Annotated in this window: 4 protein-coding genes and 1 pseudogene; all 5 read right to left on the reverse strand. The window is 62.8% G+C overall.

Annotated elements, in window-relative coordinates:
* Nucleotides 1-325: pseudogene (locus AC1DJN_RS21250) on the reverse strand (DNA-directed RNA polymerase subunit alpha); the annotation flags it as partial.
* 55 nt (nt 326-380) lie between these two features.
* Nucleotides 381-1,010 (reverse strand): 30S ribosomal protein S4, encoded by a 630-nt coding sequence (rpsD, locus tag AC1DJN_RS21255; RefSeq protein WP_025879319.1) that lies wholly within the window; start codon nt 1,008-1,010, stop codon nt 381-383.
* 15 nt (nt 1,011-1,025) lie between these two features.
* Nucleotides 1,026-1,415, reverse strand: coding sequence for a 30S ribosomal protein S11 (gene rpsK, locus AC1DJN_RS21260; protein WP_004145443.1), 390 nt, complete (start codon nt 1,413-1,415; stop codon nt 1,026-1,028).
* A gap of 11 nt (nt 1,416-1,426) precedes the next feature.
* Entirely contained in the window at nt 1,427-1,783 is a 357-nt protein-coding gene (rpsM, locus tag AC1DJN_RS21265) for a 30S ribosomal protein S13 (RefSeq protein ID WP_025879318.1), read from the reverse strand.
* Between the two features lie 346 nt (nt 1,784-2,129).
* A partial coding sequence (gene secY / locus AC1DJN_RS21270; RefSeq protein WP_478040121.1) for a preprotein translocase subunit SecY occupies nt 2,130-3,474 on the reverse strand: 1,345 nt, incomplete at its 5' end.

Raw genomic sequence — 3,474 nt, forward strand, 5'->3', positions numbered from 1 at the left:
CGCCCGGACCCTGCTTGGACAGGGACAGAGTCGCGTTGTCGCCGGAGTGCATACGGATGGCCACGTCCTTCAGGTTCAGCAGGACTTCCAGCACGTCCTCCTGCAGACCTTCGACCGTGGTGTACTCATGCAACACGCCGTCGATTTCGACTTCCGTGATGGCGAAGCCCGGGATGGACGACAGCAGCACGCGACGCAGGGCATTACCCAGCGTATGCCCGTAACCCCGCTCCAAAGGTTCGATAACGACCTTTGCACGGGTGTCGGTAATGCGTTCGATCTGCGGACCGCGAGGACGCAGAACCTGGTTGGCGGTAACCGTCATGTTGCGGGTTCTCCTAGTGAACCCCCGGCCGTCGCCGGGGGCTCTCCAATGTGAATTACTTCGAATACAGCTCGACGATCAGCGCTTCGTTGATGTCCGCAGGCAGATCCGAACGATCCGGAACAGCCTTGAAGATGCCGGAGAACTTGCCGGAATCCACTTCAACCCACGACGGGCTCAGGTCATGCTGGGCGGCGACGGTCAGGGCTTCCTGGACGCGCAGCTGCTTGGCAGCCTTTTCAGACAGGGCGATGGCGTCGCCAGCCTTGACCTGGTACGAGGCCAGGTTGACCGACTTGCCATTCACGGTGACGCCGCGGTGCGACACCAGCTGACGGGCAGCCGGACGGGTCACGGCGAAGCCCATGCGGTAGACAACGTTGTCCAGGCGGGTTTCCAGCAGCTGCAGGAGGTTCTCGCCGGTGTTGCCCTTCTTGGTCGAGGCCTTCTTGTAGTAGTTGCGGAACTGACGCTCCAGCAGACCGTAGATACGCTTGACCTTCTGCTTTTCACGCAGCTGGGTAGCGTAGTCGGACAGCTTGCCCTTGCGGGCAGTGGCGCCATGCTGGCCGGGCTTCTGCTCCAACTTGCACTTGGAGTCCAGCGCACGCGCCGGGCTCTTCAGGGACAGGTCGGCGCCTTCGCGACGGGCGAGCTTACAGGTAGGACCGATATAACGAGCCATTTCTTATCGCTCCCTTTAGACGCGACGCTTCTTCGGCGGACGGCACCCGTTGTGCGGGATAGGCGTCACGTCGATGATGTTGGTGATCTTGTAGCCGACGTTGTTCAACGAACGCACGGCCGACTCACGGCCCGGACCCGGACCCTTGATGCGGACTTCCAGCGACTTCACGCCGTAGTCCAGCGCAGCACGACCGGCCTTTTCGGCAGCCACCTGGGCTGCGAACGGGGTSGACTTGCGSGAACCGCGGAAGCCAGCGCCACCGGAGGTCGCCCACGACAGAGCGTTGCCCTGACGGTCGGTGATGGTCACGATGGTGTTGTTGAACGAAGCGTGGACGTGGGCAACGCCGTCGGTGACGACGCGCTTGATCTTCTTCTTGGTCTTAGCAGCAGGCTTAGCCATTTATATGTCCCTTACTTCCTGATCGCCTTGCGCGGGCCCTTGCGGGTGCGGGCGTTGGTACGGGTGCGCTGGCCACGCAGCGGCAGACCGCGACGGTGACGCAGGCCGCGGTAGCAGCCCAGGTCCATCAGGCGCTTGATCGCGATACCGATTTCACGGCGCAGATCGCCTTCCACGATGTACTTGCCGACTTCGGCGCGCAGGCGCTCGATTTCCGGCTCCGACAGATCGCGGATCTTGGTGGTCGAAGTGACGCCTGCGACTTCGCAGACCTTCTTCGAACGGGTACGGCCGATGCCGTAAATGCTTTGCAACCCGACCCAGACATGCTTCTGGGCTGGCAGGTTGACGCCTGCAATACGCGCCATGACGCGGTTCTCCAGCTGAGTGATGGCCGACGGCGCGCTCAAGGCACGCCGATCCGGCAGGATGGATCAAAAAAGTGAACCAGTGATACTAACAAGGTTCCGGTTTACTTGGAAGCCCGTGAAACCAGAGGTTTCATGAACCCGGCCCGGGGAGTGTGCCCAGGCTCCGGCGCCGGATGGGGTTGGACCTGGAGTTGCCTCCCGGGCCGCCCGCGCTACTCCAGCGCGGGACCACCTCATCACACCCCCACCCGGAACCGCTGCGGGGGCCGCCCTTCGTTTGTGTGGCCAGAGTCCGCGAAGCGGAGGACCATCACGTCAGGAAGACGAAAGTATAACAGGCTAATCAGCCGCGAGCAAAACCGCCGCGGTTGCCGCCCTTCAGGTTGGCCTTCTTCAGCAGGCTCTCGTACTGGTGGGACATCAGGTGCGCCTGCACCTGGGCGATGAAGTCCATCACCACCACCACCACGATCAACAGCGAAGTACCGCCGAAATAGAACGAGGCGTTCAGCTGCGTGCGCATCAGTTCCGGCAGCAGGCAGACGATCACCAGGTAAGCCGAACCGGCAGCAGTCAGTCGGGTCAACACGCCGTCGATGTAGTCGGCGGTGGCCTTGCCCGGACGGATACCCGGAATCAGCGCGCCCGACTTCTTCAGGTTGTCGGCGGTTTCCTGCGAGTTGAACACCAGCGCGGTATAGAAGAACGCGAAACCGGTGATCAGCGCAGCGAACACGATCATGTGCAGCGGCTCGCCCGGACCCAGGGCATTGGCGACCTTCTGCAGGGTCTGGCCAAAGGTGCTCTGGTTGGCAGCCTGGCCGGACCACATGGCCAGGGTGGCCGGGAAGGCCAGCAGGCTCGAGGCGAAGATCGCCGGGATGACGCCGGCCATGTTCAGCTTCAGCGGCAGGAACGAGGTCTGGTTCATGTACGCGTTGCGACCGCCCTGGCGGCGCGCGTAGTTCACCGTGATCCGRCGCTGRCCRCGYTCGACRAACACCACGAAGWAGGTGAAGGCSAGCACGACGATGGCGATCAGCAGCAGCTGGATGAACTGGATGTTGCCGTCGCGGTAGGCGTCGAAGGTGTGGATGACCGCACCCGGCAGGCCCGCCACGATACCGGCGAAGATGATCAGCGAGACGCCGTTGCCGATGCCGCGCTCGGTCACCTGCTCACCAACCCACATCAGGAACATGGTGCCGGCGGTCAGTGCGACCACGGCAGTGAGCACGAAGCCCATGCCCGGCATGTACACGACCGGTGCACCGGTCGGCGACACCTGGCCCTGCAGCGCCAGCGCGATCGAACCGCCCTGCACCACTGCGAGCAGCACAGCGCCGATGCGCGAATACTGGGTGATCTTGCGGCGGCCGGACTCACCTTCCTTCTGCATCGCCTTCAAGGCGGGGAAGATGTGCACAGCCAGCTGCATCACGATCGATGCCGAGATATACGGCATCACGTTCAGCGCGAAAATGCTGAAACGGTGCAGGGCGCCGCCCGAGAACATGTTGAACATGTCCACGATGCCGCCGCCCTGCTGTTGCATCATGGCAAGCATGGCATCGGGATTGACGCCCGGCACCGGCACGTAGCAGCCGATGCGATAGACGATCAAAGCCCCGACGACGAACAGCAAACGTTGGCGAAGTTCAGTGAACTTGCCCATTCCGCCCGCGAGG

This window comes from Stenotrophomonas sp. 05L414_2, from assembly GCF_056397905.1.